At 57.1% G+C, this 26,998-nt stretch carries 24 protein-coding genes and 1 tRNA gene; 7 read left to right on the top strand and 18 right to left on the bottom strand.

All coding sequences use genetic code 11. From position 1 onward, the window contains the following. Positions 1-31: 31 nt before the first annotated feature. Entirely contained in the window at positions 32-2,020 is a 1,989-nt protein-coding gene (cas12k, locus tag H6F59_RS11915) for a type V CRISPR-associated protein Cas12k (RefSeq protein WP_190699393.1), read from the top strand. A gap of 1,036 nt (positions 2,021-3,056) precedes the next feature. Here cas12k and H6F59_RS11910 read toward each other — a convergent pair. The 16 genes from H6F59_RS11910 to glmM form a co-directional block, all read right to left on the bottom strand. After that, positions 3,057-3,129, bottom strand: a tRNA-Val gene (locus tag H6F59_RS11910). 643 nt (positions 3,130-3,772) lie between these two features. Beyond that, positions 3,773-4,615: a hypothetical protein gene (locus tag H6F59_RS11905; RefSeq protein ID WP_242021395.1), complete on the bottom strand. Its 843-nt coding sequence runs from the start codon at positions 4,613-4,615 to the stop codon at positions 3,773-3,775. A gap of 44 nt (positions 4,616-4,659) precedes the next feature. Beyond that, positions 4,660-6,006, bottom strand: coding sequence for a glutathionylspermidine synthase family protein (locus H6F59_RS11900; RefSeq protein WP_190699387.1), 1,347 nt, complete (start codon positions 6,004-6,006; stop codon positions 4,660-4,662). 6 nt (positions 6,007-6,012) lie between these two features. Then, positions 6,013-6,759: a DUF1190 domain-containing protein gene (locus H6F59_RS11895; RefSeq protein WP_242021394.1), complete on the bottom strand. Its 747-nt coding sequence runs from the start codon at positions 6,757-6,759 to the stop codon at positions 6,013-6,015. 117 nt (positions 6,760-6,876) lie between these two features. Continuing rightward, positions 6,877-7,140: a hypothetical protein gene (locus H6F59_RS11890; protein ID WP_199325735.1), complete on the bottom strand. Its 264-nt coding sequence runs from the start codon at positions 7,138-7,140 to the stop codon at positions 6,877-6,879. Positions 7,141-7,155: 15 nt separating this feature from the next. Next, positions 7,156-8,466: an aminopeptidase P N-terminal domain-containing protein gene (locus tag H6F59_RS11885; RefSeq protein ID WP_190699383.1), complete on the bottom strand. Its 1,311-nt coding sequence runs from the start codon at positions 8,464-8,466 to the stop codon at positions 7,156-7,158. A gap of 115 nt (positions 8,467-8,581) precedes the next feature. Beyond that, positions 8,582-9,349, bottom strand: a complete 768-nt coding sequence (locus H6F59_RS11880; protein ID WP_190699380.1) for an MBL fold metallo-hydrolase — start codon at positions 9,347-9,349, stop codon at positions 8,582-8,584. 295 nt (positions 9,350-9,644) lie between these two features. Further along, entirely contained in the window at positions 9,645-11,288 is a 1,644-nt protein-coding gene (gene crtI, locus H6F59_RS11875) for a phytoene desaturase family protein (protein WP_190699377.1), read from the bottom strand. Between the two features lie 63 nt (positions 11,289-11,351). Beyond that, positions 11,352-11,927 (bottom strand): Uma2 family endonuclease, encoded by a 576-nt coding sequence (locus H6F59_RS11870; RefSeq protein WP_190699374.1) that lies wholly within the window; start codon positions 11,925-11,927, stop codon positions 11,352-11,354. A gap of 136 nt (positions 11,928-12,063) precedes the next feature. After that, positions 12,064-12,669 (bottom strand): aminodeoxychorismate/anthranilate synthase component II, encoded by a 606-nt coding sequence (locus H6F59_RS11865; protein WP_190699371.1) that lies wholly within the window; start codon positions 12,667-12,669, stop codon positions 12,064-12,066. 33 nt (positions 12,670-12,702) lie between these two features. Then, complete coding sequence (locus H6F59_RS11860) at positions 12,703-13,167, bottom strand: diacylglycerol kinase (RefSeq protein ID WP_190699368.1); 465 nt, start codon at positions 13,165-13,167, stop codon at positions 12,703-12,705. A gap of 72 nt (positions 13,168-13,239) precedes the next feature. Further along, a complete protein-coding gene (ybeY, locus tag H6F59_RS11855) occupies positions 13,240-13,758 on the bottom strand; it encodes an rRNA maturation RNase YbeY (RefSeq protein WP_190699364.1) in 519 nt (172 codons plus the stop codon). A gap of 2 nt (positions 13,759-13,760) precedes the next feature. Then, positions 13,761-13,961: a DUF3285 domain-containing protein gene (locus tag H6F59_RS11850; protein ID WP_190523709.1), complete on the bottom strand. Its 201-nt coding sequence runs from the start codon at positions 13,959-13,961 to the stop codon at positions 13,761-13,763. A gap of 115 nt (positions 13,962-14,076) precedes the next feature. Beyond that, positions 14,077-15,202, bottom strand: a protein-coding gene (gene prfB, locus H6F59_RS11845; RefSeq protein ID WP_199325734.1) for a peptide chain release factor 2 whose coding sequence is annotated in 2 segments (ribosomal slippage) — positions 14,077-15,126 and positions 15,128-15,202 — 1,125 coding nt in all. Because the reading frame shifts where the segments join, the coding sequence is not laid out codon by codon here. Positions 15,203-15,343: 141 nt separating this feature from the next. Next, positions 15,344-16,108, bottom strand: coding sequence for a hypothetical protein (locus tag H6F59_RS11840; RefSeq protein ID WP_190699352.1), 765 nt, complete (start codon positions 16,106-16,108; stop codon positions 15,344-15,346). A 223-nt stretch (positions 16,109-16,331) separates the two neighbouring features. Then, positions 16,332-17,804, bottom strand: a complete 1,473-nt coding sequence (gene glmM, locus H6F59_RS11835; protein ID WP_190699349.1) for a phosphoglucosamine mutase — start codon at positions 17,802-17,804, stop codon at positions 16,332-16,334. Positions 17,805-17,895: 91 nt separating this feature from the next. Here glmM and H6F59_RS11830 point away from each other — a divergent pair, with 91 nt between their 5' ends. Together H6F59_RS11830 and H6F59_RS11825 are read left to right on the top strand one after the other, a co-directional pair. Continuing rightward, positions 17,896-18,360, top strand: coding sequence for a DUF309 domain-containing protein (locus H6F59_RS11830; RefSeq protein WP_190699344.1), 465 nt, complete (start codon positions 17,896-17,898; stop codon positions 18,358-18,360). 371 nt (positions 18,361-18,731) lie between these two features. Beyond that, positions 18,732-19,583: a glycosyltransferase family 2 protein gene (locus H6F59_RS11825; RefSeq protein WP_190699341.1), complete on the top strand. Its 852-nt coding sequence runs from the start codon at positions 18,732-18,734 to the stop codon at positions 19,581-19,583. Positions 19,584-19,629: 46 nt separating this feature from the next. Here the strand turns inward: H6F59_RS11825 and H6F59_RS26745 are convergent, their stop codons facing one another. Continuing rightward, the gene (locus H6F59_RS26745; RefSeq protein ID WP_277882414.1) at positions 19,630-19,764 is read right to left on the bottom strand and encodes a hypothetical protein; all 135 of its coding nucleotides are present in this window, start codon (positions 19,762-19,764) and stop codon (positions 19,630-19,632) included. 259 nt (positions 19,765-20,023) lie between these two features. On the opposite strand from H6F59_RS26745, the gene H6F59_RS11820 reads away from it, so the two are divergent. The 4 genes from H6F59_RS11820 (at position 20,024) to cphA (ending at position 25,873) form a co-directional block, all read left to right on the top strand. Beyond that, positions 20,024-20,932: a glycosyltransferase family 2 protein gene (locus H6F59_RS11820; protein WP_190699338.1), complete on the top strand. Its 909-nt coding sequence runs from the start codon at positions 20,024-20,026 to the stop codon at positions 20,930-20,932. 123 nt (positions 20,933-21,055) lie between these two features. Then, positions 21,056-22,222, top strand: a complete 1,167-nt coding sequence (locus tag H6F59_RS11815; RefSeq protein ID WP_190699335.1) for a cysteine desulfurase family protein — start codon at positions 21,056-21,058, stop codon at positions 22,220-22,222. Positions 22,223-22,242: 20 nt separating this feature from the next. Next, entirely contained in the window at positions 22,243-22,986 is a 744-nt protein-coding gene (locus tag H6F59_RS11810; protein WP_190699332.1) for a DUF1995 family protein, read from the top strand. Between the two features lie 196 nt (positions 22,987-23,182). After that, the gene (gene cphA, locus H6F59_RS11805) at positions 23,183-25,873 is read left to right on the top strand and encodes a cyanophycin synthetase (RefSeq protein WP_190699910.1); all 2,691 of its coding nucleotides are present in this window, start codon (positions 23,183-23,185) and stop codon (positions 25,871-25,873) included. 85 nt (positions 25,874-25,958) lie between these two features. Here the strand turns inward: cphA and H6F59_RS11800 are convergent, their stop codons facing one another. Beyond that, positions 25,959-26,984 (bottom strand): lipopolysaccharide assembly protein LapB, encoded by a 1,026-nt coding sequence (locus H6F59_RS11800; protein WP_190699329.1) that lies wholly within the window; start codon positions 26,982-26,984, stop codon positions 25,959-25,961. Between the last annotated feature and the right edge of the window lie 14 nt (positions 26,985-26,998).

Here is a 26,998-nt window from a genome sequence, read left to right as displayed (position 1 = left end):
TTCCCGTTTCTGCGTCACTACTAAATTCCCTATGAGCATCATCACCATCCAGTGCCGTTTAACGGCCTCTGAAACAACTCGCCGCTACCTATGGGAGCTGATGGCCAACTTCAATACCCCGCTAGTCACGGAACTCATGCAGGTCATCCAGCACCACGATGACTTTACAACCTGGCGACAGCGTAGAGAGCTGCCCATGCAGGTGGTTCGCAACCTCTGCACTTTGCTCAGACTAGATGAGCGCTTCTCTGGGCAACCGGGCCGCTTCTACAGCTCTGCCGCCATGATGGTGACCTATACCTACGATGCCTGGTTTGCCCTCCAAGCATCCCGCCAGCAACGGCTAGATGGTCTTAAACGCTGGCTCGGCATCCTGAAAAGCGATGCCGACATGCTGGAACTATGCGGTTTAGATTGGGACTCGTTTCAGTCCAGCGCTAGGGAAATCTTACAAAGCGTCACAGACCAGCTTCAAGCAGACCAGCCCAAACCTTCTCCGTCTCATAAAGGCAGCCAACAACGGCGCGAGCAGAGTGACAAAATCGTCTCAAAACGCCAGCTAGCAAATCGGCTCTTCCAACTTTACGACGAGTCTTCCTCTCTGCTAATCCGCTGTGTCGTTGTTCATGTACTCAAGCATGGCTGTGCAGTGTCAGAAAAGCCAGAGAAACCCGAACGCTATCAGCGTATGCTCTTGAGCAAGCAAAAAGCTGCTAAGCGCCTAGAAGAACAGCTAACGAGCAGCTTACCTAAGGGCCGAGACCTGACAGACGAAACCTTTTTGAAAGCCTTGGAATTGCTCACTTACCAAATTCCTGACAGCGCAGAAGAGCTAGCTCAATGGAAGGCCCAACTGCTAAGGAACCCCAATCCTCTCCCCTATCCCATCTTGTATGGCAGCAATAATGACCTGACCTGGTTTATTGAAGAAAGACCCCGAGGTAAAGCTAAACCGCCCAAGCAACAAATCTGCGTCAAGTTCAATGGGCTAGGCAAGCATGTGTTTAGGGTGCAGTGCGATCGCAGACAGCACCACCACTTCCAACGGTTTGTACAGGATTGGGATGTCTATAAACGTGGCAAAGGCCTCATCTCCGGTAGTCTTCTCCTCCTCCGTACTGCTAGCCTGCTCTGGAAACCAGCCAATCAGTCATCCCACCAACCTACAGGGCACCCTTGGGAAGATAATTACCTTTACCTTCACTGTCAGATCGATACCCAGCTTCTAACCCAAGAGGGCATCGAGCAGAAGCGGCAGAAAAAGCTTAAGAGCACTCAAAATCCCGACCTTTCACCCCCCGACCCTACCAGCAAAGTCGCCAAACAACGGCAAGGGAATGTAAATCGACTCCAATCTATCGAACAGTATCCTATTTCCCTGCCCAGTCGGGAGTCCTACCAGGGGCAATCCCACTTGATCCTAGGCGTTAGCTTTGCCTTACGGCACCCTGTTACCCTTGCCGTAGTCGATCTACAAAGCAAGCAAGCCCTCTATTATCGATCGACCCGGCAATTGCTCAAAACCACCGACGCCAAAACCGATCAGTCTCATCTCCTCCGACGGCGAAAGATCCAACAGCAGCGCCATGGCCATGAACGCCATAAAGCCCTTAAACAGGATCACTATGCTCCCTACCAAGAAGCCAATTTGGGGACCTACCTCAATCAAGTCTTGGCTAAACGAGTTGTAGATGCCGCTTATCGAGCCCAGGCGTCTGCTATCGCGCTGCCAGAGACCAAAGGGCTAAGGGACAAGCTAGAAGCCCAGCTCCGAGCCCGAGCAGCTATCAAAATTGTCGGTTCGGCAGCCGCCCAAAAGCGTTATGCCCGCGCCGCTAGCCTGCGCTTGCATCACTGGAGCTATAACCAGCTCACGGAGCAAATCAAAAGCAAAGCTGCCAAGCTGGGCATTCCAGTTGAGGTTGTTCCAACGCTGGTTGGAGACAGTCCCCAGGAGACTGCCCGCGATGTGGCCCTATTCGCTTACTACCGCCGTCAGGCAGCAGTAAAACCAAACTAACCAGTACCCCTATACCTTGAAAATAGAATATGATGACTCTAGCGCCGCAGTTCATGCTTTCTAAAGCCGCTGAACTGTGAAAAACGAGGGTCAGTTTGGCTGTTGAACAACAGCTTTTCTTTCCGGCCCTGGTAGCTGTCCGCTTCCAATGAGCGTGTTCTGAGACCTAGTCAAAGAATGTGCTCTGAAGCCGCCGCCCGCCTCAGCTATCTGAGAAAGGGTGGTTTGCTAAGTTAGTTGAGTGCTCTCTTCTAATGTAGCTTAGGTGCGCACTCGGCAAAGGAAGTAAAGCCTTCACCTCGTGAGGGTACAGGAAACCCCTACATTCTTAGTAATGTAGGGCAACTGGAGTGGTGGCTACCGAATCGCCTCCGATCAAGGAGGAACCCTCCCCAATATTTTCTGGCAAACCTAAGCAAGGGTAAAATTCCCAGCGGGTTTGCCAAAGTCCTGAAAGGCTTGTCTGAAACATCTTTGAGAGGTTACTAGCGAGATCTAGCACTCTCCAACCCCGTCAGAGTAAAGCCACAGCGAGTAGGTTAGTCAAAATATGGTCTAGAACCTGCTCACACTAAGGATTTTGAGCTGCGGAGTCGCATCAGCCCTCCCAGCAATGGGCGGGTTGAAAGGCGAACATTGTTTCATGTTTTGGCTAGTCGCGCACTGTTGAACAAGCCCTCCCAGCAATGGGTGGGTTGAGCAATTAAATCTACTCGCTGCTAGTCATACAAATCCTAGGACTCATAGACTAAGCTTACATGGAGGGTTGAAAGGAGCGCCTGCCTTACAACTAAGGGGGCTATGGCAGTTCATTTCAAAACCACTGCGAACAGAATTTTAAAAAGTCTATTTTTCAATAAGCGGATCCAATAAATATATTGAATCCGCTTTTTTAATGAGTTATCTGCGACACATAATTTGCGAATCGCAATTTTGCTTGTAGGATTACCAGGTTTCCCCTAAAGCGACATGATTGTGCGAAAAACGACGCTAATCTGCGAATCGCGACATTTAGCGTGCGAACGTACAACAGACATGGGCGATACTGGACTCGAACCAGTGACATCCTGCTTGTAAGGCAGGCGCTCTACCAACTGAGCTAATCGCCCGTTTTGCATTTGCAGTTTCATATCTTAGCAGAGTATAGGAGCGTTTCAACCCTTTTTGTGAAATATAGTCGATTAGGTGCGCTCACACCGAGTGCACTGAAGCTGGACTATTCCGTTAAACCCCGTGCCCCCACCTCCTACCTGTATCAAAGCCACTCTAGGGCTCAAAACCAAAGCAGTTCTGAAGCTCGTTGCGGTAAGGCATGGGGGCAGTCCCCAAGCGAACTGCTGTCTACAAGCGGTGGGTGCTCAGACTTGAGCCACAGGCTACTACCAGCGTCTATTGGGTTAGGACAGGTCGATGTAGGGGCGTTGCACTGCAACGCCCCTACCCGAGAATTCTGGTTGTCAAAGTGTCCTAATTAAATCAACTGCTGCAATAGGATGGCGGAGATTAGTAACGGTGCTGTTTTGTACGGAACGGGGCACTGTGGCAAGGCTGAAAGCCGTGGGGGTGCTGAAATCGAAACGATGATTGAGGGCAATAACTGATGGCAATGACCGCTAGCCCAGCGAATAAACATTCGATTGGCTAGAGTGCAGCATGGCCCACTCGGTGATGAGAAGAGAATCCGGCATCGCTACCCCTAGATGCAAAGCAGCCGGTCCCGCCGCCAACAAGCTGGCCCACGAGGTGAAACGACTAGCTAACAGCAGCGGCATGATGCCGGGTTGCGGCGTCAAAGATTGGTACCAAGCTATACCCCTCTGGTATCCACTGCCAGAGTTCTTTCAGTTCTTTTGACGTGGGTTGCTGGCCCAACCCTAGACGGGCCAAGATAACGCGAATAATGACCTGGTTAAAGTGTTTGGGAAATCGATACTGCTCTTGGGCATGGTCTAGAAAAAAAGTTTTGTAGTAGGTCTTTAAACTGCCTTCCAACTGGGAAATCTTCTCCAGAAAGGCCCTAACGTCCCCCAGCCGATGCTGGTGATGGGCTAACAGCAGTTCAGCCGCGTTGTTGAAATGCATACCCTCGTCTTTGACCAGATGGTGGCCGATCTTCTGAATATTTGGCCCGAAATGTTGGTAATATTCGGCCAAATCTCGTCGGTAGGAGTAGACGGAGCCAATTTCATCAAACATCAACGTTACCAGCAGCGTAAATTCGTCTTGCAGGGTGATTTGCAGCGGATCAAAGTCATGAACCCGTTCTGAAAAGCAGCGATCCATGTCAACAAAACTTACCCCTGACAGGCAGTGATAGGTGCGTCGCAGGGCTTCGTAGTGCTTAAGTTCATCGGCCAGCCAGAGCCCTAGCATGGCTAGAAAGTCTGCTGACATTTCTGCTTGGCGCGACATCACATAGTCGTACAACGACTGGGAGTCTCCTTCTGAATAGACGTCTCGACTGAGCAAGCTGCAAAAGTTTTGCCAAACCCCGTTGGGGGCGTGAGTAAAATACTGTTCTGCAATGGAGGAATTGAGGGGGAGAACTTGATCTAAAACCCAACGGTTTTGCCCCAGTTTGGGCTTGCGTGCCAATATCATCGACCTCACCCGTAAGAAAACTGCAGCCTGCCCTCGGTCTAAATACCGGCAATATAGAGCCCATCATCGGAGACAATGTGGGGAATGATCAGGCAGTGGCGTCCTGTAATGCGCGAGGTGTCTCCGCGCAGGATGATGCCCGCCGCCTCGCCGTTGATGACCCAGCTACCGACCATGTAGTGGTAGCCAAAGGCCTGGGGGAGTTCGATATAGTCTTGAATGACAAACCCTTCTGAACCGTAGCCCAGGGCGTCCCGTTTCTCCAGTTCACCAACTCCTGTCTCAATCGAGGTGCCCACCCCCTCTAGCCCCAGCATGGGCTTTTTGACGTGCATCTCCAACATCAGCTTTGTAGCTTCAGGGGAAACATCGCTGTCAAAGTAGGTTGCTAACAAATAGGGGCTATAGTCAGAAGCTTGGAACTGGTCCCACATCAGGGCCATGGCCCCTTTATTGGAGAGCACCTGCTTCCACAGGGGTTCGATCACCTTTATATCTCCAGCCTCTAAGCGATGGGCGAGGGCAGGGGTTGCTTGGGCATTGGCCATGTCGTTTTGAATGTCAGACCAGTCGTAGATTTTCCACAGCACTGGAATGCGATCGTTAACGTGATCGACGAAATAGCCTTCCTCATCTAGCCCCAGCCCCCGCTGCACCTCTTGGCCCTGCCCATCTTGGAGGCCCCGTAGGTAGACAATTTGGGTGTAGATGTCGCTATCCACCTCGTCGTGGAGGATCTGGATCAGCTGCATGGCCATTTCTAGATCTTCCTCTAGGTTCTCATCGACTAGGAAGGAGATGCCCGTTTGGCGCAGGTTGTAGGCCTCAGCAATGCGCCGCCATTGACCAGCCACCATATCCCAAAACTCGTTAAACTGGCTGGCGTCGTTGGGTAGGGGAAATGAGCCAGTTTGGTGGTTGCGCTTGTAGTCGACCAACCAGTTCCACTGATAAATAGTTTCTGCCCCCAGCAGCGGCGTTTCACCGTTGATTTCGATGAGTTTGATCTGGCCGTCTTCGGTGACTACCAGATCAAAGCGGGTGCAGAGGGAGAGGTCCTCTACCGGGTCGGTGCGATCCCAGCTGGCCCTGATCGCTGACCAGTAATCGGGACGAATTTGTAAGCTGGCTAAACGCCGATCGACATCCCCCGGCTCGTGGTCGGTGAAGAACCAGTCTAAAAACTCTACGCACATCTGCCACAGTTGCTCGGTGGCAGTCGCGATCCCAGTTTCTTCCTGCGTATCAAACTGGAGAGCAAAGGGCTGGGGCAGGGCCTCGACCCAATATTGCTGCTTTGGGTCGCTCAATACCTCAGTTTGGTATGCGTTGGCTTGGATGTGCTGCTGCCAGTTGCGACGTCGAACTACCTTGAAGGGTTTCATAAGCGACTACTTTCCACCCCTACCCGTACTTTTGAAGGTTGAGCCAAATCCCTGGCTGCTGCGACCGGTAATGGTGCCCCTAGCTGCGGTGCCGGTGGGTCGTTGGGGGGCGACTACACTGGTGTGGCGCGGCACCGACACCGGCCCGGGGCTGGTTTGGGGAACGGTGCGTCCGAGGGGGGTAACTACCTGCCCGGGCTGACTGCTGCGGAAGACGGTGTGGGGTTGATAGACGCTGCGGTTGGTGCCGCCAAAATTGAGATAGACAAAGCTGGGAGAACTATAGGGGTAAAGAAAGGTGCCGCCATAGGCCGGTCGGTAGCCACTAGTTTCAGCGTTGGCGGGCGTGGTTTCGCACTGTACCCCTTCGGCCTGGCAGTCTGCCAGGCTGGAATAGACCGGAGCGGTGCGATCGTGTTCCTGCTGAGCGGCCTGCATCTGTGGTGCGCAGTCTTCGACCTTCATCACTGGGGGAGTGGGGGGCTGGGCCAGTTGATTCTGCTGGTGGGCCTCAAGTAAGACCTGATACTCTTGCTGCTGTTTGGTAGTGTCGGCTTCGCATTGCTCCGTGGTTTCGTAGAACACCGCCGGAATCGCCTCCTCAGCATTTTGGTCGCTGATAGTGGTGCTGCTGCTGTCGCACCCAGCCAGCAGAGAAGCAAACACCGCCGCCAAAGCTAGACTGCTGTGGAGTTGCTGTCGATAGATAAAGTGGGTTTGCAGAGGCTGGGAATTTGGTTTTGGATATGCCATTAGAGTCTTGCTAAAGCCGTGAGCCCTCATCGAGCTTTCCCACTATAGCCAGCTCGTTTAAGGGAACCGGATAATAACAAATTCCCGCAACAAACCTAAAAAGTTAGTTCGATCGCCCTAACGCTTACCTTCAAAGTACTGATACCACACCCAGTTACCGGCTACGGTTAGCGCTAGAGTTATGCCGCCTCCGACCCAGCCAAGGGTCGGGTTGTAGCCGCTGCGAGCGAGATTGATCATCCACAGGTGGGTGAGATCGCTGCCCACCAGCCCATCGGCGATCGCTGGAAACAGATACATCATGGCCGCTCCCACCAGCAGCCAACCCACCATGGAGACTAGGAGGAAGACCGTTTTTGCGGTTGATTGAGTGCCGATCATGGTTTCACAAAGTCCTCAACGTTCCATATCTTTTAGTGTTTTGGGCACCGCAGCGGTTAGAACCTCGCAGCCGGTTTCGTTCACCAACACGTCGTCTTCGATGCGAATGCCGATGCCTCGCCAGCGATCGTCGATCTGGGGCTGCCCCTCTACCGGCTCATAGGTGGGGGAAATGTAGATACCCGGCTCGACCGTAACCACGTTGCCAACCTCAAACGGCTGCCAGGTTTTATCGGGGTTCCGCAAAATGCCCGCGTCATGCACGTCTAGCCCCAAAAAGTGGCCGGTGCCGTGCATAAAGAAGGCCTTGTGCTTCTTCTCTTCGATCAAGGTGTCCACGTTGCCCGCCAGCAAGTCCAGCTCCACCAGCCCCTCGGTGATCGTGCGGGTGGCGGCATCGTGGAATTCGTTGAAGGGGGCACCGGGTTTAACGGCGGCGATCGCCCGCAGCTGCGCCTCCAGTACCAGCTCATACAAAATTCGCTGCTCGTCGCTAAAGCGACCCCCTACTGGAAAAGTGCGGGTGATGTCGGCGTTGTAGTAGTCGTAGGCGCAGCCCGCGTCGATCAGCAGCAGGTCGCCCTCCTGCATCTGGCGGTTGTTCTCAACGTAGTGCAGAATGCAGGCGTTGGCCCCCGAGGCCACAATCGAGGTGTAGGCTGGCCCCATCGCTCCCTCCAGGCGAAAGATGTGCTCCATCTCGGCCTGAATTTCGTACTCAAAGCGACCGGGGCGGGTGATGTCGCGGGCGTGGTTGTGGGCTTTGGCGGCGATCGCGATCGCCCTTCTCAACAGATCCAGCTCCTCTGCCGACTTCACCCGCCGCAGGGCCTGCATCATTAAGCTGGCGTCTTCGATGGCGACCGGACCAGTGCCGCGCTTGTAGTAGGTGGCCAGCAGCCGCTGCCAGTGGCGCATCACCTGGTTGTTTAAGGCCTGGTCGTGGCCAAAGTGGTAGTAGAGGCGATCGGCCTTTTCTAAATACTTGGGCAGGTGCTCGTCGAGTTCGCCAATGGGGTAGACCTCATCGGCCCCAAAGCGCTCCTTGGCCAGATCTACCCCGACCCGATAGCCCGACCAGGTTTCTTTTTCAGGATCCTTTGGGCGCACAAACAGCACAAACCTGTGCTCATCGTGGTGGGGAGCCAGCACGGCCACCGCGCCCGGCTCGTTGAACCCCGTCAGGTAGTAAAAATTGCTGTCCTGGCGAAAGGGGTAGTCTACGTCGTTATGCATCACCGCCGGAGGGGCGCTGGCAAAAACGGCCGTGCCGCCACCAATGAGGTCCATAGCACGCTGACGACGGTGGGCGTAGGAAGAAGTCATAGCGGAGGGTCGATGGGTGGAAGGGTCGATGGGTGGAGGGTTTAGGTTACGAGGCTTAGGGGAAAACCTGCACCCTATACCTGATACCTTAAACCCCTAAGTCCCTTATAACAGCCTACGCTCTAGGGTACTGATAAACCTGAATCCGCGTTCCCTGGGTGGGCAGGTCGCTGGGGCGCAGGCTCAAAGAACCGTTGGCGGCACGGGTGACCGGAGTGCCCTGCATCAGACTCAAAAACTCGTCTACGGGAGAAAGTTCGCAGCTTTCGCCAGCAACCGTCGTCAAATAGTGAGTCGGAATCGCAATTTTAGGCTTTAGCACCTGCACAGCCTGTACCGCCTCGGCAGGGGTGTAGGCCTTGGGGCCACCACCCACGGGTACCAGCATAATGTCTGGGCGGCCCAGCAAAATCTGCTCCTCTACCCCCAGCGGTGCAGCGGCTCCGCCCATGTGAACAATGGTGACACCGCCCTGGGTCCACTTCCACACAGTGTTGTTGCCAAAGCGCCGTCCGCCCTGGCGATCGTGGGGTGTAAGAATGCCCTGCACTCTCAGGTTTTCAAAGTCATAGATGCCGGGGTCGGTGAGTACGCGAGGCTCATTGGGAAGGTCCTCCAGATAGCCTTCGTCAAACAGGCGGCTGCTGATCATCACCAGGTCGGCAGGCACGGCTGGGGAGGGGAAGCCAGCCGTGCAGCCAATGCGGCGAAAGGGGTTGACCAAAATGCGCCGCCCGCCGCCGGTGAAGAGAAAGGCCGTATGACCCAGGCTGCGAATGGTGACGCCTGCGGTCTGAGCCTGGGCTGCGGAGCCGACTAGACTTAGCCCCAGGGTGGACCCCAACCCTGCCCCTGCGTAACCCAGTAGTTGTCGCCGTTTCATTGCACTCTCACTCCCGCACGTATAGCTTTGGCTAGCCTAGTGTAGACCGCAAACCGCCGGTTTATCGCCTCATTTTGAGCCAGCCATAGAACTGGACGTACCAATTTCGGATTTTGGATTTGGCAGTTTTAGGTTTGCTAATCCCCAAGGGTGGGTAGGGTGCATTAGCGGGGCCCCAACCCTACGCTTTCCCCAGGTTAGTCCTGAACCGCAATGCACCGCTACTGCTGCGAGTATGTTGAGCAAACCCTCAGCAGTAGCGGGTGGGCACTGCCCACCCTACATTGGCCCTGATCTAGCGGATGCTTAGCTCGGGGCTTGCCTGACCACTGACGATCGCATCATCTACGCCATAATCCTCCGCCACTAGCCGCGCCGTCATCTTGGCCGACATCATCACGCTAGGGGTGCCAGCACCGGGCTGGGTGCCTGCCCCTACTAGGTAGAGGCCGTGGATGTCTTCGCTGCGGTTGTGGGGCCGGAAAAAGGCCGACTGCACCAGCAGGGGTTCGAGGCCAAAAGCATTGCCCGCGTAGGCGTCGAGGGTGTTTTCAAAGTAGTCAGGGGTGATGTAGCTGTGGCACACCAGCCGCTCTCTCAGGTTAGGCAAGTAGCCGCGCTCATCGAGGAAGTCGAAGACGATGTCGCGCAGGCGATCGCCCACCTCAGACCAGTCAATGCCCGACTTGTTGTTAGGCATGGGCACCAGGGTGTAAGCCGCATGATGTCCAGGAGGCGCTAGCGACGGGTCAGTGAGGGTCGGCAGGTGCAGGTACTGGGAGAAATCTTTAGGAAGGATCTTGCGACCAAAGATATCTTTGAGCAGCTCTTCGTAGCGGGGGCCAAGAATGATGCTGTGATGGCGCAGCTTCTCGGTTTCGTTGCCGTCAGCCTTGAAGCCAAAATAGATCACAAACACCGACATTGACTGCTGGGAGACCTTCACCCGCAGGTCACTGTTCCAAAAGCGGTACTGGGGCTCGATCAGCTTGCCGTAGGTGGTGGCCCAGTCGGCATTCGACACAACAGCATCGGCGGTCATCGTTAAGCCGTCGCCCAGAGTGACGCCCGTTGCGACCTTCTTGCCGTCTTTGCGGGTGACGTTGATTTTGCTGACCGGCGCGTTGTATTTGATCTTGCCGCCCAGATCCTCAAACTTTTTCACAAAGCCCTGCACTAGCGCCCCGGTGCCGCCCATGGCAAAGTGGATGCCCCAGGTTTTTTCGACAAAGTGAATCATGGCATAGATGGCGGGCACCGACAGGGGGTTGCCGCCCACCAGCAGCGGCTCGAAGGTGAACACCTGGCGCAGCTTGTCGCTTTTAAAGTAACGGCCGCTAAAGCGAAACAGGTTGCGCACGGCATCGAGCTTGAGCAGGTCGGGGGCGACCTTCAGCATGGTGCCGACATCGCCAAAGTGGGTGTAGCCCAGCTCTAAAAAGCCCCGCTCAAAGATAGCGCGAGCCTGCTCGTGGAAGCGCTTATAGCCCTCTAGATCGCCCGGTTCGCCCAGGGCCAGAATCTGCTCGTGGGTATGAGCTTCGTCGCCGTCATAGTCGAAGAAGGTGCCGTCGTCGAAGTAGATGCGATAGAAGGGCAGAATCGGGACGATCTGCACGTAGCGGCTGGTGTTGGGGCCGCCAGAAATCCCTTCTTTGATGCGCTTGTTCTCATCGACGATGGTGGAGGGGAAGTCTTCGGTGGTCAGGTTGGCGCGATCGCGCTCCAGCGAAAATAGCTCTTCAATAAAGTGGGGCACCGTGATCACCGTCGGCCCCATGTCGAAGGTAAAGCCCTGCTCGCGGCGCACATAGGCCCGCCCACCAGGGGCATCCAGTGCCTCAACGATGGTGGTGTCAAACCCCAGGCTTTGCAGACGAATACCCATGGATAGCCCGCCTACCCCAGCCCCAATCACGATCGCCTGTTTCCGGCCCATGCTTGACTCCTGAGAGATTCTGTTACAAACGTTAATACCGTGTTCGTATTCTACTACTGCTGGTTAACCTCGCGCTGCAAACAAGCGGGCTACCTCGCAGGCAAATCCCGGCAGCAGGTCTGAGGTAATCGTGTCCTGGGCTAAAAGGGTGGCAACTAAGACTAACTGAGCCTGCTCGCGACAGTAGATCTCGATGCGCTGCGCCGTGCGATCGACAATCCAATATTCCAAGACGCCTTGGATGGAGTAGAGCTTAAGCTTGGCGGAGCGATCGCGGTCTTCGTTAGCTTTGCCCGGCGATAACACTTCTACTACCAACTCCGGGGCACCCTGGAAGTGGCCGGCCTCGTCTTGGATTTGGGCTATTCGCTCGGTGCTTGCCCAGGCTACATCAGGAGAAACATTGTCGGCGTCGGAGAAAATCAGCCCTGGCATGATGGATGCCTCGCCTTGGCCGGAACTGAGAGCCCAGCTATCCAACGCGGCAAAAATACGGCCAGCTAGTTGCTGGTGCTTGTGGTGGGGCGACCTGGTCACAAACAGCTCTCCGTCGATAATCTCGTAGCGAACCCACTCATTCTCAGGGAGCGCTTCGATGTCTTTCGTGGTCCAGCGAACTGGGCTTTTGGCAACGCTCATGGCTGAGAACCCCGGAAAAGCTTTAGCTCTAATTGTAGCTGCGGGTCGGCTTGGAGGCGGATGGGAGACCCAACAGCAGAGGACTCAGCCAGATTCTGCTCAGTAATTCTTAGCCGCCATTGTCTTTACGCTACAACTAGGCTGCGACAGGCACCGGCAGCGATACCAAAAAATTCCGCAAGATTTGCAGACCCGACTCGGTGAGAATGCTCTCGGGGTGGAACTGCACCCCTTGCAGGTGGGGGTAGTCACGGTGCTGCACGCCCATGATGGTGCCGTCCTCAACCCAGGCGGTGATTTCGAGGGTCTCGGGGCAGGTGGGGCGATCGATCACCAGGCTGTGGTAGCGGGTAGCCAAAAAAGGATTTTCTAGACCGGCAAATACGCCTTGGCCGGTGTGAAAGACAGGCGAGGTTTTGCCGTGCATCAGTTCAGCGGCGCGCACCACGTCGCCGCCAAACACCTGCCCGATGCTCTGGTGGCCCAGACATACGCCGAGGATAGGCAGGGTGGGGCCAAGCTTTTCGATGATCTCCAGCGAAACCCCTGAGTCGTCGGGAGTGCCGGGGCCAGGGGAGATGACGATGCCGTCGGGTTTGAGAGCGGTAATGTCATCCACTGTGATCTCGTCGTTGCGAAACACCCGCAGGTCGCCTGCCACCGGTAGCTCGGCCCCCAGTTCGCCCAGATACTGCACCAGGTTGTAGGTGAAGCTGTCGTAGTTGTCGATGACCAAAATCATGGGCGCAGGCAGAATGGGGTTAAAAATCTGAGGCTAAAAAAACTGAGGCTGCAGGATTTGCCACAGCGGCGGCAGTAGCAGACAGGCGGCGACCGACACAGAAATCAGCGCCGAGATCAGCACGGCGGCGGCGGCGCAATCTTTGGCAATCTTAGCGAGTTCGTGGTAGGTCTGCTCGACGGTGAGGTCAACCACCGACTCTAGGGCGGTGTTGATCAGCTCCATGGTGAGCACGATGCCGCAGGTGAGAATGATCACTGCCAGTTCTACCGGAGCGAGGCTAAGGGCGATCGCCAAACTGACTGCAAAGCTGCCCACCACTACGTGAATGCGAAAGTTGCGTTGGGTGCGAAAGGCATAAGCCACCCCCTGCCAGGCATATCTGAAGCTCACTAGTAGATTTGTGGCTACCTTCCAAGAGAGCGAGCGGTCTACCGGACTGAGGTTAGCCTCAGGCACCGACACCGCTGTCTCAGATTTTTCGCTATAGAGGGTCATAGACAACTACTGATATAAGCCATTAGGCGATATGCCCCTATACCGTACCGTGGAGAACGAATCAGGGCTAATTTAGCCTACTTCTTCAGACTTTAACCCAGCAGTAGCGAGCAATTCACTTTGTTTGTCTAGCATTGCGACCAGGCTAGGGTCATCGGGATGATCCCAGCCCAGCAGGTGTAGGAAGCCGTGGGCAGCTAGCCAAGCTGTCTCCCAGCGCAGGGAGTGACCCGCTTCTGCTGCCTGACGAGCGGCAGTGTCTAGGGAGATAATAATGTCGCCCAAATAAAGGGGCTCGGTAGTTAAAATTTCGTCAATCTGAGGAAAATCGGTTTCGAGCGCGGCAAAGGAGAGCACGTCGGTGGGCTGGTCGAGCTGGCGAAACTGGTGGTTGAGGGCGGCGATCGCCTCGTCGGTCGTCAGTTTAAGCGATAGCTCGTAGGACCCGATCGGCGACCCCTCCACGGCCATCTGCTGACCCCACTGAGTGAACCAGGTCTCCCACTCGTCGGTAGATATCACCTCAGCCTCGGGATGCTCTGGGTCTAGGGCCACCTCTAGGGTAGGCACGGGGGAAAGAGTTGCGGCCATAGTTAACGGGTCAGGTAGGCTAAACCCACCAGCAGAGTCAGCAGAGCGGTTACGGTTAGCGAGAAGTGAAACAGTGACTTGCCGCCCTTCTTAACCATGTTGCGCATGGCCAATTTGACAAAGCTGGGGGGCGCTTCAGTAGAGGCGGTTGGCGAGGGCTGCGGGGTCGCAGTCGGGTCTAGGGTGGGTTGCTCTTGGCTCATAGGAAACGTCGCAGTGCTAGATAGCTTTAATGTACTGGGTTTTCTCGGTGGGTAGCGGGGCAGCACTATCAGGGGTCGCCCTAGTGGCTGACTTCATCAGACTACGCTTTACGCCCTAGACCGTCTGCTCTTGCAGCACCTGATTTTCCTGGCGCAAATAGGCTTGAATGAAGGCTTCAAGCTCCCCGGCCATGACATCTTCAATGGCAGTCGTTTCGACTCCGGTGCGCAGGTCTTTGACCAGCTGGTAGGGGTGAAACACGTAGTTGCGAATTTGAGCACCCCAGCTGGCTTCGACCATGTCACCGCGAATTTCGGCGATCGCCTTGGCCTGCTGTTCTTGAGCAATAATCAGCAGCTTGGCCTTGAGGATGATCATGGCCTTTTCGCGGTTTTGTAGCTGCGATCGCTCCTGGGTGCAGCGTACCGAAATGCCCGTAGGCAAGTGGGTAATACGCACCGCTGTCTCCACCTTGTTAACGTTTTGCCCACCGGCTCCACCCGATCGCGAAGTTTTGATCTCCAGATCTTTTTCGGGGATATCCAGCTCAATATTTTGATCGAGAATCGGCATAATCTCTACCCCGGCAAAGCTGGTCTGGCGCTTGCCGTTGGCGTTAAAAGGCGAAATTCGCACCAAGCGGTGGGTGCCTTTCTCAGACTTCAAATAGCCGTAGGCGTAGCGTCCGGTAATCTCTAAGGTGGCTGATTTCAGTCCGGCCTCTTCACCATCGGATATTTCTACCAAATGCACTTGGTAGCCCTGGCGCTCGGCCCAGCGGGTGTACATGCGCAGCAGCATCTCGGCCCAATCTTGGGCATCGGTGCCCCCTGCCCCGGCGTTGAGGGTGAGTACAGCTCCTTTCTTATCGTAGGGACCAGAGAGCAACTGCTGGAGCTCCCACTGATCGAGCTCTTGGCTAAGGCTGGTAACGGTGGCCTGAGCTTCTTGAAAAAGAGATTCATCCTGGTCCTCCTGCAGCAGCTCGAGAATGGCAACGGTGTCGTCGAGACTGCTTTGCCAGGTGGTGAGCTGGCTGAGGTTGGCCTTATAGTCGCTCAGCTCTTGCAGGGTGTCTTGGGCCTTGCTCTGGTCATCCCAAAACTCGGGCTGGGCAGCAACCTGTTCGAGGTCTTGAATGCGGGCTTCGAGGGCAGGAATGTCAAAGATACTCCTGGGTTTTACCCAGGCGATTGGTGAGTTCGTCCAGCTCGCGCTTGAGGTCGGTAGTGTCGATCATAGAAGTGAAGGTATTTCTGGCTCGGGAAATCACTATAGCGAATCTTGGGAGTGGGAATGCGTGATGGGGTGGATAGGTGAGGAGGAACTCTAGAGACTGTTTTTACTCCTCATACTCCATCACCCCATTACTTTCTCTTCTCTACGCCGCCTTAAAGAAGCGAATGATTTCGCGCACATGCTCTAAAAACTGACCATCGGCACTGAGTTGGGCGATCGCCTGCTGTCCTTCTAACGCCAATCGCTGGTGCTCCGTCTGATTGGTAGCGGTTAGGGTCATGACTTCCGTGGCGAGAACCGTGAGATCCTGCCTTAGGGCCTGGCGCTGGCGCTGCTCGGTGGCGGCCCAGGAGGCGGGATCGTTGGTATCGAGCTGGGTGGTGAGCTGTTCTAGCTTGGTTTCGGCTTGGGTGAGGCGATCGCGCAGCCACACCACATCTTCACGGGGATACTTAAACTGCTGCTGGATGGCGGCAATGCGGGCGGCAAAATACTGGTAGGTGCGCAGGGCGGGCCGCAAACCGCTGAGCAGCAGGGCGGCGGCCGAGCCCCAGTAGCCGAGCTGGCTGACGCCCGTGCTGGCAAGCAGGTAGAGGCCCATAGCCGTGAGCAGGTGCAGCCCGAGAACGAGCCGTAGGGACCAGCGGGCCAGCGATCGCACGTAGTCAACTTGGCGATCATCCACCGCAATGCCATTTTCTGTCGATAGGGTTGCTTCGCTCAGCGCTCCCTTGGCCTCAAAGTAGATATTCCAAGGCACGGTGGTAATCGTCAGCAGCCAGCCAAAGCTGGCCAAACCCACAACCCAGTCGGCGAAGTTGCCCACAGGAATTTGCCACCACTGGGCCAGACCAAAAATGCCCAGCAAAATTACCACCAACACCAGGCTGAAAAAGCTTGCCACCATCGCTAGGCTCCAAACGCAATCAAGGGGCAGATAGATGAGGGAAACATCCCCGTCTATCTGCCCCCATGGTGGCCGCTGTATTTTGGCTAAGCGTGACCGCTATACCGGTTTTTCAGCTGTTCCTGACTAGCCCCAAAATTGGGTAATTGATTGGGAAACACCTGGCTTGTTGCTGAGCAAATCCAGGTCCCTGAGTTTTTCCAAAACCCAGGAATCTTGGTAGCTACACTGCTAGGTGCTGGGTGACGGCCTGCACAATATGCTGAGTCCAGCGATCGACTAAGCTTGCGTCTGCAGCCTCGACCATGACTCGAATCAGCGGCTCGGTGCCGGAGGGGCGTACCAGCACTCGACCCACGTCACCCATGGCTTGCTCAGCGGCCTCAACAGCCTGGCAAACGGGGGCACAGTCTTGCCAGTTGAGGCGGCGATCGCGATCGGCCACCATCACATTTTGAAGCTTCTGCGGGTAGGTCTGGAAACTGTCATCCACAAGAGCCGCCAACGAGCCACCCAGCGTTTGCACTAGAGTCGCCAGGTGCAGAGCGGTGAGAATGCCGTCGCCGGTCAGGCTGTAGTGGTGGCAGAGAATGTGGCCCGACTGTTCGCCCCCGAGCTTAGCCCCCCGGAGCACCATTTCGCTATGCACATGCTGATCGCCGACTTGGGTACGCACCAGGGTACCGCCCAGCTTTTCCCAGGCGCGCTCAAAGCCCAGGTTGGCCATCACTGTAGAAATCAGGGTGTCGTTGGGCAGCCGACCCTGCTCTTGCAGCCGCTTGCCCCAGAGATAGAGAATATAGTCGCCGTCAACCACGCGACCCTGGGCATCCACCGCCATCACTCGGTCGGCGTCGCCGTCGAAGGCAAAACCCAGATCAGCCCCGTGGGCCTGAATCGCAGCCTTTAAGGGTTCCAGGTGAGTCGAGCCACAGCCGACGTTGATGCGATCGCCGTCAGGGACACCGTGCAGGGCAATCACCTCAGCCCCGGCCTCCACAAACACCTGCTCAGCCAGGCGAGTGGCAGACCCCCAGGCCATGTCGAGCACCACCTTCATGCCCGCCAGATCGAGGCCGGGCAGCAGGGGCTCATGCAAGAAGCTGGCGTAGCGGTTGACTAACTCAGGGCGGTAATAGCACTGCCCCCAGCTAGACTTAGAGGCGAGCGACGTCGCCTGACCCCGTAGAGCCGCTTCAATGGCAGACTGCACGCTGCTAGCCAGCTTGGTGCCATCACCGCCAAAAAACTTGATGCCGTTATCTGCCGGCGGGTTGTGGCTAGCCGAAATCATAATGCCGCCCAAAGCCTGGCACGACTCAGCCAGGTAGGCCACAGCCGGGGTTGGGCAGAGTCCAATGTGCCACACATCTAGCCCCGCCGAGGTCAACCCAGCGGAGAGGGCAGTAGCCAGCATGTGCCCAGAGGTGCGGGAGTCTTGGCCCAAAATAACCGGCCCGTCGGTCAAGCCCTGCGCCTGCATGATCTGCCCAGCCCAGTAGCCAATTTCCATGGCTAGGGGAGCATTTAACAGATCTCCTGCTTTGCCACGAATGCCATCGGTGCCAAACAGCGGACCGGCGGGAAGTTGTAGGCCGCCCAATCCCTTCGGCGATCGCTCGACAACAGCTTCAGTATCAATGAGTTGCTGGCTGACAGGTACCGTGCCCGTCGGCCTCACCGGAGAACTTACCATGTTAATTTTCCTCACACCTCACACTCACAGTGGAGGATAACACCTCTGCCTTAGGATGGAACTATCCCTTTAGGCCAGTTCCCCCATAGTTATGGCCGTCGATATCTCTAGCGATAGTGTTGATCCCCGCCTGGGGGAAGGTCTTGCTCTGTTTAACCAAGGCGAGTACTATGCCTGCCACGACGTACTCGAAGCCATTTGGATGGAGGCCAACACCCTCGAAAAGCCGTTTTATCAGGGCATTTTGCAAATTGCGGTGGGGCTCTATCACCTGGGCAACCACAACTGGAAAGGGGCCAGTATTCTATTGGGAGAAGGGGTGAACCGCTTGCGCCCCTTTGAGCCCACCTATGGAGGCATCGATGTAGAACGCTTGGTCGATTGTGGTTGGGCTTGGTTAAACGCCCTGCACCAGAGCGGCCCTGAACGGGTGGCTGACGTAGCAGCGGCAGCGCTTCAGGCCCAGGGAGAGCCAGCGGCAGAAATTGACCCCAAAGCCGTAGTGGCGATCGCTGGAGTTGAGCACCGTTTGCCCGGACTACACATATTCATGTAGCCCCAGGCCTTTCTGAATAGCACAACCAGCAGGACCATCCTGAAGCCTGCGTTTGTGTGATGAAATTTACAGTAATGCAGCTCCACATGACTCCAGAAACTCCTTTAAGGCGTTCTATCTTCCTTTTATAGAGTTCCCATCCAGTTCTAAGACCACGTCCGCCTATTCAAGGCACATCTACGCTATTTACATAAATCTCTTCGATACATCTCCTGCTTTTAGAAACCGGAGCTATACACTAGCGTGGCATTGCAAGTCGACTTATCCAGACGGTTAACCGTTGTTCTTGGGTAAAAGACTTACAAAACGGCTTAAATACGTAACTACGGAGCACTGCGATCGCGGATTGTCCTCCCACCCTGAATCGTCCCATGAAAATAAGCGTTATCATTCCCTGCTTCAACGCCGCACCGTTTATTGGGCAGCAGCTAGAGGCTCTAACTAAGCAGACCGTTGCTCCCTATGAGGTGATCGTGGCCGACAACGGCTCTACCGACAACAGCCGCACTGTAGCTGAGGAATACCGCGATCGCCTACCGAACTTAAAAGTGATTGATGCGGCGGAGATGCAGGGCGCTTCCTACGCTCGCAACGCTGGAGCTAAGGCCGCCACCAGTGCCTACCTGGCCTTTTGCGATGCCGATGACATCGTCAGTGAGGGGTGGCTTGAGGCCCTGAGCCGAGCCTTCACCAGTCACGGCTTCTTAGCCTGTCGCCTCGACTACGAAAAACTCAACAACGATACAGCCAATACCTCACAAACCGACGGCCTGCAAAACTTTAGAACGCCCTTTTATCCCTTTGCCGGGGGTTGCGGGTTGGCCGTTCGCAAAGACATTCACGAGTTGGTGGGCGGGTTTGACGAAACCATTCCCCACCTAGAAGACGCCGATTACTGCATTCGGGTGCAGATGGCCGGTCATCCCCTGGTGTTTGTGCCTGACGCGGTGGTGCACTATCGCTACGCTACGGATGCCCAGCAGTCTTTTTTTGAGGCCCGCCAGGCGACCTACCGCAAGGCCTACAACTGGGGCTATGGGCTAGCTACGCTCTATCTGCGCTATCGCAATCAGGGCATGCAACTGTACGGGCTACCGCCGCGCTTAGTATTAATCCCGCTGTGGGGTCTGCGAGTTTTAGGGTCTGGGTTCAAGTCCCACAACAGCGTTTGGCGGTTGGGCTGGCACATGGGCGTGGTCAATCGGCTACTGGCTGGGTCGTAGCCCGTCTCAACGTTTGTTTTGATCGCCCTGGGCGCATAGCTTCGCGTTAGTGAGCCTTGCCGGGGCGATCGCCCTGGCAATTTTCATTTAGGATGTCTTGCCCAACCCCTGGTGCAACCGCTATAGGCAAGTGCACCGCCCCAATTTTTGCTAGCCGTGTCTTGGGCACAGTGGTCGCCATATCCACGTCCATTACTCTGGACGTTCTAGGCCATCGCTGTTCATTTAACTTTTTAACCAGCCGCTAAAGCCGCTAGTTGGGCATCTCTGTCTTCTAGCAGATGGGGTTCACGGAGGCGCGAAAGTAGGATTGCGAATTAAAGCCGGTTACTTATTGGCCCGGTGTTATGCCTGCCTAAGGCCAAATAAGGATGACCGAGGGACGTGGAGCACTATGATCGCGAGTCGCCTGCCTACCTAAATTATGGCTAACGAAAACTATGAAAATAAGCGTTATTGTTCCTTGCTTCAATGAGGCAGCGGTTATTGGGCAGCAGCTGGAGGCTCTGGCGAAGCAGACCGTTTCTCCTTATGAAGTGATCGTGGCCGACAACGGCTCCACCGACAGCAGCCTTGCCGTAATTGAGGAATACCGCGATCGCCTACCACGCCTAAAAGTGATTGATGCGGCGGGGGTAAAAGGCGCTTCTCACGCCCGCAACGCAGGGGCCAAGGTGGCCAACAGTAACTACCTGGCCTTCTGCGACGCCGATGATGTCGTCGATCAAGGGTGGCTTGAGGCGCTGGAACAAGCTTTCGCTAGCCACGGTTTTCTAGCCTGCCGACTTGACAACGAAATGCTCAATCCGGGCGCTGTCAACACTCCACAAAACCAGGGTCTGCAAAACTTTAGAACGCCCTTTTATCCCTTTGCTGGCGGCTGCGCGTTGGCCGTCCGCAAAGACATTCACGAATCGGTGGGCGGGTTCGATGAAGCGATTTCTCACCTAGAAGATGCCGACTACTGCATTCGTGTGCAGATGACAGGCCACGCCCTGACCTATGTGCCCGAGGCGGTGGTGCACTACCGTCACGGCGCGGGTACTAAGCAGTCGTTTGTGGAGGCCCGCCAGGCAACCTACCGCAAAGCCTATAACTGGGGCTATGGGCTAGCTACCCTTTACCTGCGCTACCGCGATCAGGGCATGCAACTGCACGGTCTGGCGCCACGCGCAGTGCTGATTCCGCTGTGGGGGTTGCGGGTTTTAGGGACTGGCTTCCGATCGCACAGCAGCCTCTGGCGGTTAGGCTGGCACATGGGCGTAGTCGACCGATTGCTCAGCACCGCCGAGGTACCCAGCCCCCCAGTATTCACCCCACCGGTGGCAGCACTAGCGGCCAGGTCGTAGGGCAGTGCTGCTTTAGGGCAAAGTGGCCGTAGTTCACGAAATTTTGTTTGCCCGTTGGGGATAGCGTCCCTGCTAGGATGGACTTTGTGCCCCTGGGGGCGCTGTTCTCTTGTCGAGCCCGCTATGCAGATTTATCTAGATTACAGCGCTACTACGCCCCCTCGTCAGGAGGCGATCGCCGCTATGCAGGCCGCCATGGCTGAGCAGTGGGGCAACCCCTCCAGCCTGCACCATTGGGGCAGCCAAGCCGCCACCGTTCTAGAGCAGGCGCGCTTGCAGGTGGCGTCGTTGCTCAACGCTGACGACAACTCGGTGATCTTTACAGCGGGAGGCACCGAGGCCGACAACTTGGCGGTGCTCGGGGTGGCTCAGCGCTACCGAGTGCCTCAGCACATGATTATTTCGTCGGTAGAGCATTCCGCCATTGAGCAGCCAGCTCAGTACCTTGAGCAGCTGGGCTGGCAGGTGACCCGGCTGCCAGTGGATGCCCAGGGGCAGGTGAGCCCGACCGATCTGCGCCAGGCCCTGCGCGACAACACCGTGCTGGTGTCGATTATTTATGGCCAGAGCGAGGTGGGCACGCTCCAGCCCATTGAGGTGCTGGGTCAGATGGCCCGTGACCACGGAGCGCTATTTCACACCGATGCGGTGCAGGTGGCAGGGCGGCTGCCCATTGATGTGCAAACCCTGCCGGTCGACCTGCTATCGCTTTCTAGCCACAAAATTTATGGTCCCCAGGGCGCTGGAGCACTGTATGTACGCCCCAGGGTTGAGCTAGAGCCGCTACTGGGGGGGGGCGGCCAGGAGTTTGGTCTGCGATCGGGTACCCAAGCGGTGCCGGTGTTAGCGGGGTTTGGGGTGGCGGCGGCCCTGGCGGCGGCGGAAATGCCCAGTGAGACCCTGCGTTTAATTGGGCTGCGCGATCGCCTCTTTGAGCAGCTGGCCGATGTAGCTGAGCTGGTGCCCACAGGCGATCGCCGCCACCGGCTGCCCCACCACGCTAGCTTTTGCATTGCCACCGCCGATGGCGATCGCGTCAGCGGTCGCACTCTGGTGCGCGAGATGAATCTAGCGGGCATTGGCATCAGCGCTGGCTCGGCCTGCCACAGTGGCCAGATCAGCCCCAGCCCAGTGCTGCTGGCTATGGGCTACAGCGATCGCGCAGCCCGCTGCGGCATTCGCCTTACCCTGGGGCGGCACACCACCGCTGCCGATGTTGACTGGACGGCGATGGTGCTGCGCCAGGTGCTCCAGCGTGCCCTCGTTCCTTTGACCTTATCTCCGGTATAGAGCCTGCTATGGATAGTGCGATGGATTCTGTAACAACTACGGGCGTTCCAGCCAGTCTCGAAGACGCGATCGCCCAGGCTCGGGAAGCTACCCAAGCGGCTATCCAGGCGGGGGTGCCTCGGATGGTGGTCGAGCTGGCCTACTCCGAGCTGAAGGGGATGCCCGTGGCCCAGCAGTTTTACCCCGCCCTGCAAGAACTGGGCCTGGTCTTCAAGGTTTATTTTCCCGATGCGGGGGCGGCGGCTCTGGCCCGCCGCGACTGGGGCAACCCCGACTTTGTCGTGCGGGCCATCGGTGAGCTCCACAGCGAGATGGAGCCGGGCGACCAGGCCTACCTGTTCGTGGAGCCCTCGTCGCTCGAGGTTAACCAGGTCGAAGAGATGTGTGCCCAAGCGGGCGATGCCTTTGTAATCATGCTCAATCCCAAGCTCGAAGACGTGGCCACCATTGGCATTGGTTACGCTGGACGGCAGCTGCGCGATCGCTTCCTCAGCACCCTAGAGCCGGTCTACTACCTGCGGCCCATGGAGGGTGCCGTGCTGTTGCGCTGCTACCCTAACCCCTGGCAGGTGTGGCAAGAGACCGACAGTGGCTATGAGCTGCGGGCCGAATTGCCCGAAAAACCCTCCGGTGAAGCAATCGATCGCATTTTGATGGGCGAGGCTACGGCCGACTCCAGCGAGTCCGGCGCAGCGGCTCCGAAGGGCAAACGAGGCGGCTTTCTCAGCGAGCTTCAGGAATTCATTCGCGCCCTGACTCAGTAATCAGCCCCAGAGAGCGGCCACAGAGGTCATTCTGGCTGGTTTTTTTCTCCTATTGAGGCCAAGATCGTGCCTCGGGGATACTGTCTTGGGTCCTGACCTGAGGTTATACTGCACTACACCCCTGCCCGATCATCCCTACCGATCGGCGCTGCTCTCGGGCCAACCCTGTTCTATGACTGGTGAGTTACGACAGCCCATGCGAATTCTCAAAACCCAGACTCTACGAGGGCCAAACTACTGGAGCATCCGCTATCCCAACCTGATTCTGATGCGGCTGGATTTAGAAGGCCTTGCCGACCGCCCCTCTGACCAGATTCTCGGGTTTTACGAAGCGCTGGTAGAAACGCTCCCTAGCCTGATTGAGCACTTCTGTTCTCCAGGGCACCGGGGGGGCTTCTTGAGTCGGGTGCGCCAGGGCACCTATATGGGCCATATCGTCGAACATGTCGCCCTCGAACTGCAAACCATGGCCGGCATGCCAGTTGGCTTTGGCCGCACCCGCAGCGTGGCCGAGGCCGGAGTGTATCAGGTGGTGTTTGAGTATCAGAACGAGCAGGCCGGACGCTACGCGGGCCGTGCGGCCGTGCGCCTGTGCAACAGTTTGGTCGAAACCGGTCACTACTCCAAGGAAGATCTGGAGCAAGATCTGGCCGACCTGACCGAGTTTCGCCTTGATGCCGCCCTGGGGCCCAGCACCGAAGCCATTGTGCGCGCCGCCGAAATCCAAGACATTCCCTGGATGCAGCTCTCCACCCGAGCGATGATTCAGCTCGGCTACGGTCGATACCAGCAGCGGGTGCAGGCCACCCTGAGCAGCAAAACCAGCATTCTGGCAGTAGAGCTGGCCTCTGACAAAGAGGGCACCAAGCAGATTTTGCGCAACGCTGGGGTGCCCGTGCCCCGGGGCACCGTCATTAACTATTTAGACGAACTCGAGAATGCGATCGAGGATGTGGGCGGCTACCCCATCGTGATCAAGCCCCTCGACGGCAACCACGGGCGCGGCATTACCATCGACATCGACACCTTCGAGGCGGCCGAGGAAGCCTACGAAGCGGCCAAAGAGGTGTCCCGGGGCGTGATTGTCGAACGCTTCTATCGGGGTCGCGACCACCGGGTGCTGGTGATCAATGGCCGGGTGATTGCGGTGGCTGAGCGAGTGCCGGCTCACGTGGTTGGCGACGGCAAATCGACTATTGAGCAGCTGATCGACATCACCAACCAAGACCCCCGCCGCGGGGTAGGCCACGACAACCTGTTGACCCGCATTGAGGTCGATCGCACCACCTGGCAGCTGCTCGATCGCAAGGGCTACACTCTCGACACCGTGCTGCCTGAGGGCGAAATGTGCTACCTGAGGGCCACCGCCAACCTCAGCACCGGCGGCATCGCCATCGATCGCACCGACGACATTCATCCCGACAACATCTGGGTGGCCCAGCGCATCGCCAAAACCATTGGCCTCGATATTGCCGGCATTGATGTGGTTACCACCGACATCTCCAAGCCCCTGCGTGAGGTGGATGGAGTGATTGTGGAAGTCAATGCCGCCCCCGGACTGCGCATGCACGTGTGCCCCAGCGTCGGCATCGCCCGCAACGTGGCCGAACCGATTTTGGCCATGCTGTTCCCGCCGGGGCAGCCCGCCCGTATTCCGGTGGTGGCGATTACTGGCACTAACGGCAAAACCACCACTACCCGTCTCACCGCCCACATTTTCAAGCAAACCGGGCAGATGGTGGGCTTCACCACCACCGACGGCATCTACATCGGCGACAACATGGTAGAGCCCGGTGACACCACCGGCCCTCAGAGCGCCCAGGTAATCTTGCAGGACCCAACCGTGGAGGTTGCCGTGCTGGAGACGGCGCGGGGCGGCATTCTGCGATCGGGCCTGGCCTTCAAAGACTGCGACATTGGCGTGGTGCTCAACGTCGCCGCCGACCATATGGGCTTGGGCGACATCAACACCCTCGAAGATATGGCCCACCTCAAGAGCGTGGTGGCCGAAGCGGTGCGGCCTAGCGGCTACGCGGTGCTCAACGCCGACGATCCGCTGGTGGCAGCCATGGCCCAGAAGGTGAAGAGCCAGGTGGCCTACTTCTCGATGGATCCCCACAACGAGCTGGTGCGTAAGCATTCCCAGCAGGGGGGGCTGGCCGCCGTCTACGAGCAGGGCTATCTCTCCATTCTCAAGGGCGACTGGCTGCTGCGCATTGAGCAGGCCGACAAGGTGCCCCTGACCATGGGCGGCAAGGCTCCCTTCCAGATTGCCAACGCCCTGGCAGCCAGTCTGGCGGCCTTTGCCCAGGGGGTTGACATTGGCTATATTCGCCAGGCTCTGCATACCTTTGAGGCCTCCACCGACCAGACCCCGGGCCGCATGAACCTGTTTAACCTGGGCCGGTTCCACGCCCTGGTTGACTACGCCCACAACCCCGCCAGCTACGAAGCCCTGGGCGGCTTTGTGAAGAACTGGCCGGGCAAGCGCATCGGCGTGGTCGGTGGCCCCGGCGATCGCCGCGACGATGACTTCATTACCCTCGGCAAGCTAGCGGCCCAGATGTTTGACGACATCGTGGTTAAAGAGGACGACGACACCCGCGGTCGAGGCCGGGGCGACGCCGCCAAGTGGATTATCCACGGCATTGAGGAGGGGGTTGGCCATGCCAGCTACCGCACCATTCTCGACGAAACCGAGGCGATCAACACGGCTCTAGATGGCGCTGAGGACGACAGCTTAGTGGTGATTTTGCCCGAGACCGTGACCCGAGCGATCGCCTTGATCAAAGCCCGCAATCCATTGCCTCCGGTGAAGCCAGGGTTAGAGGGTGCCGCTGAGCTAAAAACTGCACCCTTCGACCAATATGCCCAGGTGCATCCCTAGGCGACGAGCGGCTAGCCCCTTCAACTCAAAAGGGCTTCCCTAGAATCCCGGGGAAGCCCTTCTGAGTAACTGATGTATCAGCAGGCTAAAACTCCAGCAGCCGGTTGATGAACTCGGCTTCTAGGGACTTTTGCTGAAGATCGCGCGCGATCTGTAGACCCAAAGTAAAGGCTTGCTCGGCCCGAGCCCGATCGTCAACTAGCAGGTAATAGTCACCAAGCGATCGGTAGCTGAGGGCGGTCTGTAGATCCGGCGGCACAGTTCCCAAGGTGAGGGCGGCGCGCTGGTCAAGGTAGCCTTTGGCCTGAACCAAGTCGTCTCGCTCTAGGTAAATGCCAATCAGGCCATCGAGGGCGCGAATTTGCAGGTTGCGATCGCCCGCATCAACTCCCGCCCGTAGCCCTACCCGATAGGCGCCAATGGCGTTAGAATCGCGCCCCAGGGCCACATAAACATCGCCCAAGCTGTTGGACGAGTGGGCCTCACCCAGGTAGTCGCTGGCCAAAATGCGGTAGTTGGTAGCGGCTTCGAGCAGTTGCACGGCCACATCTAGGTCGCCCCGCTGGGTCGCCACCTGGCCCAGGTTGCTAAGGGAGACACCAATGGCCCGCGAATCCCCTGAGGTGCGAGCAATTTGCAGCGCCTCTTCAAAGTGAGCCTGCCCTTCGTTCAGTCGGCCCTGATTGATGTAGAGATTGCCCAAGTTGTTGAGGCCGTAGACTTGCCCGAGCAGGTCGTCGTTGTCGCGGGCGGTGCCGATGCGCAGCACAAACGCCCGCTCAGCTTCGGGGTAGCGGTCTAGGGTAGCAAAGGCCGCCCCCATAGAACCGTAGGCCCGACCCGCCGACTGACCATCACCCAACAGACGATAGATCTCGGCCGCCTCGGCCCAAGAATCTACGGCCTGGGTGAGATTGCCCTCGGCCAGCTGCTGGTTGCCTAGCTGCATCCAGCCGTCAGCCACATCTCGCGACTCTCCCTGAGTCGCGCTGCTGGGGCGCAGATCGAGCTGTTCTTCTAAGTTGGCAGCTGGGGCGGCCTGCCCAACCAGCAGCATGAGACCTAGCGCCAGGCCCAGTTTGCCGATGTGCTTCTTACCGATTTGATTCATTGCTATCGCCCCTC

The sequence above is a fragment of the Nodosilinea sp. FACHB-141 genome, from assembly GCF_014696135.1.
Lineage (GTDB): Bacteria > Cyanobacteriota > Cyanobacteriia > Phormidesmidales > Phormidesmidaceae > Nodosilinea.
Note: the sequence above shows the minus strand (reverse complement) of the source record. Positions and strands in the feature narration are given on the sequence as shown.